At 55.8% G+C, this 3,985-nt stretch carries 3 protein-coding genes; all 3 read left to right on the top strand.

Translation table 11 applies throughout. The features are described from left to right. Positions 1–108 precede the first annotated feature (108 nt). The 3 genes from H0X91_RS34500 (at position 109) to H0X91_RS34490 (ending at position 3,654) form a co-directional block, all read left to right on the top strand. A complete protein-coding gene (locus H0X91_RS34500) occupies positions 109–2,196 on the top strand; it encodes a DUF2357 domain-containing protein (protein WP_196433811.1) in 2,088 nt (695 codons plus the stop codon). Positions 2,197–2,257: 61 nt separating this feature from the next. Beyond that, positions 2,258–3,112, top strand: a complete 855-nt coding sequence (locus H0X91_RS34495) for a GIY-YIG nuclease family protein (RefSeq protein ID WP_196433810.1) — start codon at positions 2,258–2,260, stop codon at positions 3,110–3,112. A gap of 296 nt (positions 3,113–3,408) precedes the next feature. Then, positions 3,409–3,654, top strand: coding sequence for a SymE family type I addiction module toxin (locus H0X91_RS34490; protein ID WP_196433809.1), 246 nt, complete (start codon positions 3,409–3,411; stop codon positions 3,652–3,654). Positions 3,655–3,985: the final 331 nt, after the last annotated feature.

Below are 3,985 nucleotides of genomic sequence, written 5' to 3'. Positions count from 1 at the left end.
CCGGCTCGCCGGCGCCCGGGCCGCCCCCGAAGGAACCCATTCGATCACGTCGCCGGTTGATCACCGTCCGAACAGGGTGGGGAATTTTACTTCGACACTTCTGGGGAAATTACGGCCGAGGTTGACAATAGCCCGCTGATCGCCGATCCCGAAGAACTTTTCCAACCTGATACCACGGACGGAGCGTCTGGTCGACTACGGCCCGGACTTGCAACCGGCACCATACGCGTCGTGCTCCGTACCGACGCCAGAACACTCGGGCAGATGGAGCTTGAGGTCCGATCGCGCAAACTCTCGTATCTTTCAGAGTATCGCTGGATGCTGCGCGATATTGCTGAGCGCATGACTGAGCTCGTGATGGACCGTTTCGCAGTGAGCGATGCAAGCTTCGAACTCGACGAGACATGTGACGCCGTTACGCTCTATCAGCGCTTCACATTTTTGCGCGCCTTGTTCGAAAGCGAAAACTTCCAAGGAGCGCTTCACGAGGTCATTCGGCGTCCGCACACCGCATGGGAAACGACAAGCGACATGGTGCGTGCTGGCGCCGGGATACGAGCGGATTCACGTGTACTGCGCCAATTCGCCAAAGGCGGATCTAGATCGGCTTGGCCAGACGGATCTCTCAAGTCCGTCCCGTCCTACTTTGAACGCGCACAAACAGAAGCGACCCACGACACGACCTCGAATCGCTTTGTTAAATTCGCTCTAGAGCATTGGCTTCGGATACTCGGCGACATCGAGCGAGGTCTTTCCAAAGCCGCGGCCAGCCCCGCGACGACCCGAGGGCAACGCGAAATTTCTGGCGTAATGTCACAGTTGGAAGAGGTGCTGCACTGCGACCTGTTTACCGATGTTGGGCGACTCACAAGATTCCCAGCCGACGATCAGGTACTCCAGAAGCGCGAAGGCTATCGGGATATCTTCAAAGCCTACGTGGAGACTGAATTTGCAGCGCGTCTCTCTTGGCAATCGTCACCCGATGTCTATGGCGCAGGCCAGCGCGATGTCGCGACGCTTTACGAGTACTGGGCATTCATTCAGCTTTCGCAAGTCGTGGCGGACCTCGTGGGTCAGGCGTTCGATTTGAGTCCGTTGGTGCAAGCTCGACCAGATGGTTTGACTGTCGGCATTCGCACAGGCGTAGAGACTGTTCTTTCCGGAGAGGTCGACCGCTTGGATCGACGTATGCGAATTGAACTCTGCTTCAATCGAACCTATCGCCGAGGCACTGCAGGTATCGCGTCGTGGACGAGACCAATGCGCCCGGACTATTCGTTGTTGATCAGTCCCGCCGATGATGAGCCCTCATCCTTTGAACCTATCGCGCTTCATTTCGACGCCAAGTATCGAGTCGATTTCGTTCGAGAAATTTTCGGTACCGATAGCGAACAAGCGGACACCTCTGGCTCGGAGTCGCCCACTCGGTTGGAGCGGGGCGGCGTTCTACGTGAAGATCTACTAAAGATGCACGCATACCGCGACGCTATACATCGAACCGCAGGTGCGTATGTGCTGTATCCGGGCGGCGATGATGAAGGAGACGGCCTCAAATATCCCGAGTATCACGAGCTCCTGCCGGGGTTAGGTGCATTCGTGCTGCGGCCAACCGACACCGGTATCGCTAGCGGTGCATCGGCACTTCAACGATTCATCAGCGATGTGCTCGATCACGTCGCGACGCGTCTAACAAGGCACGAGCGCGGTCGATTCTGGCAGATGGAAACATATGGCACATCACTGCTTCGGCGATCGGCTCAAGCGTCCGCTTCCCCGTCCCCCGATGCGAGCGTACTTCTGGGCCTCGTAAAAAGCCACGAACATTGGACTTGGATTCGAGGACGTAAGTCGTACAACGTTCGAGCTGAAGGTCGCCGCGGAGGCGTTCATCCTGGCGCGACCTTACTGAGCAGTCAGCTTCTACTCCTTTACTGCCCCTCAACACACGAGGTCGCGCTTGCCCGCATCGTTTCTGACGCAGAGGAAATAACAGAAGCCGGAATGGCTGCGGCAGGCTATCCGGCTCCTCGGGGGAACTATTGGTGTGTCCAGATTCAATGGCTCGCCCGCGATCAGTGGCTTGATCGACTTTCGCCCCGCTCTATCGATGCTTACGTTAGAAGCCAGGGGCTAGCCTACGGCGAACCTCTTAGCGTCTCTTGGGGGGATGTCGTGTCATTAGTTAAGAGCGAGTAGTCACTCAAAAAGCCACAATAGTTCGGTCCCTGGGCAATCTCGATAACGTCGAGTGATATCTGTGCACAGCGAGCGGACCGCCGCCCAGCAGAACGTCAGCGAGAGCAAGCAAGGTTTTCCTGAGGACAATTCGTTACCCGTCGATCGGTGCTTCAAGGTCAAGAAAAACAGACGAGCCGAGTTCGACGAGCTGCGGCAGATTCTTGCCAAGGTAGGGACCGCCTATGAATCCGTTTCGGACGACGGAAGAGTCTATAAATGGTACGGTATGTCTTGCAACCAGCTGCGTCCCGATTGTGTTGGGATCGCACGAAATGGACAGGGCGAAGAGACTATACTATTTGCCGCATCCCGGGAAATGCGCACGCAGCAGACCTTACAACAGAGAGAATGTCGAGAGACGATATCAGGACAGGATATGAAAATCGAAGCCTCATGGTCGCAGCCAATTCCCCTCAAAAAAAGCACGTCAGGTGGCCTGATCTATGAGCTTGATCTTGCCCAACTTCCAACGCATCCCGGAGTTTATATTTTTGGGCGGGCGTATGGAAAAAATGTCGCACCTATTTACATAGGTGAAACTCTCTCGATCCGTGGCCGCATCAAATCGCACTTGAATTCATTGTCGCTTATGCGTGCAATCGAGCGCGCTCCCAATGGAAAGCGATTTCTGATTTATTGTGGCGTCGACACCAAGTCGCGCGAGAGAGCAAAAAAGCAAATCAAGGTTATTGAAAGAGCTCTTATCCTGCATGCACAAACAGAAGGCCACATCTTGTTCAACAAGAAAGGAACGAAGCTACCAACGGACGAGATCGCATTTAGCGGCAATCGGACGTCCGAAGGACTGGCGCCGAGAGTCATGTTGGTTCGACGCGCCCCTTCCCGCTCGAAGACTCTGAGCTCTGAGAACTGACGCTACCGGCGCGATGGCAGATACCGAGCAGAACGGTCGCTCTGATGCCGGGAACTACGAGCCTGACACCCTGGGGCTCATCCATCGACACCAGGTCAGCGAACTCCAATTGGTTGGATTGCAAGATGCAGCGAACTCCTTCTCTAACTATGCCGTTTGGCCATCCTCCGAATTTTCCATACTTCGAGATGCCCAGTTAGGTAGACTCAAATGGCATCACCGCAAAAAGCGCGGGCCGCATGGGCTGCCACCCATACGACCCGCTGACCACAACCAACTCAAACCAGGAGTCGGAAATGGCTAAGGCCAATCATAAGTCACGTACCTCCGTAACGGAACGCTTCGTCACTGTTCAAGAGTCAGCGCGCCATCATTCCTTGTCTAGGGTTCTCCGTGCCATCAGAGCGCACCGGAAACTGAACACGACGTACTTCCCGTGGATCAAATTGGCGGGAGTGTGGCTTGAGGACGCGGGTTTCGAGGCTGGAGAACGCGTCCGGATTACTGTCGAGGACAAGCGGCTCATCATCACGCCGATGTGATCGGCGCATTGCCCATGGTGGGCGTCGCAAGTCGCCATCGCTCAGGTAGCTCAGTACCCGAGACTCGATACCGTTAGTAACTGTGACAAGCGACGATTGCGATGCAAGCGCAGCGGGCGAGACACTCAGGTCCGCTGCCGTTTAGCCTGTCAGCACGAGCTGCAACCCGTGCCAGGCGCACCGTACATTTCTATCGCCCAAATGCAAAAACCCCCGCCTTTTCGGGCGGGGGTTTCTGGCTTGAGGGGAGCCTGACGATTACCTACTTTCACACGGGAATCCGCACTATCATCGGCGTAGAGTCGTTTCACGGTCCTGTTCGGGATGGGAA

This window comes from Burkholderia sp. 9777_1386 (assembly GCF_015712265.1).
In the GTDB taxonomy this organism is placed as follows: domain Bacteria; phylum Pseudomonadota; class Gammaproteobacteria; order Burkholderiales; family Burkholderiaceae; genus Burkholderia; species Burkholderia cenocepacia.
This window is presented reverse-complemented; position numbering and strand designations above follow the sequence as displayed.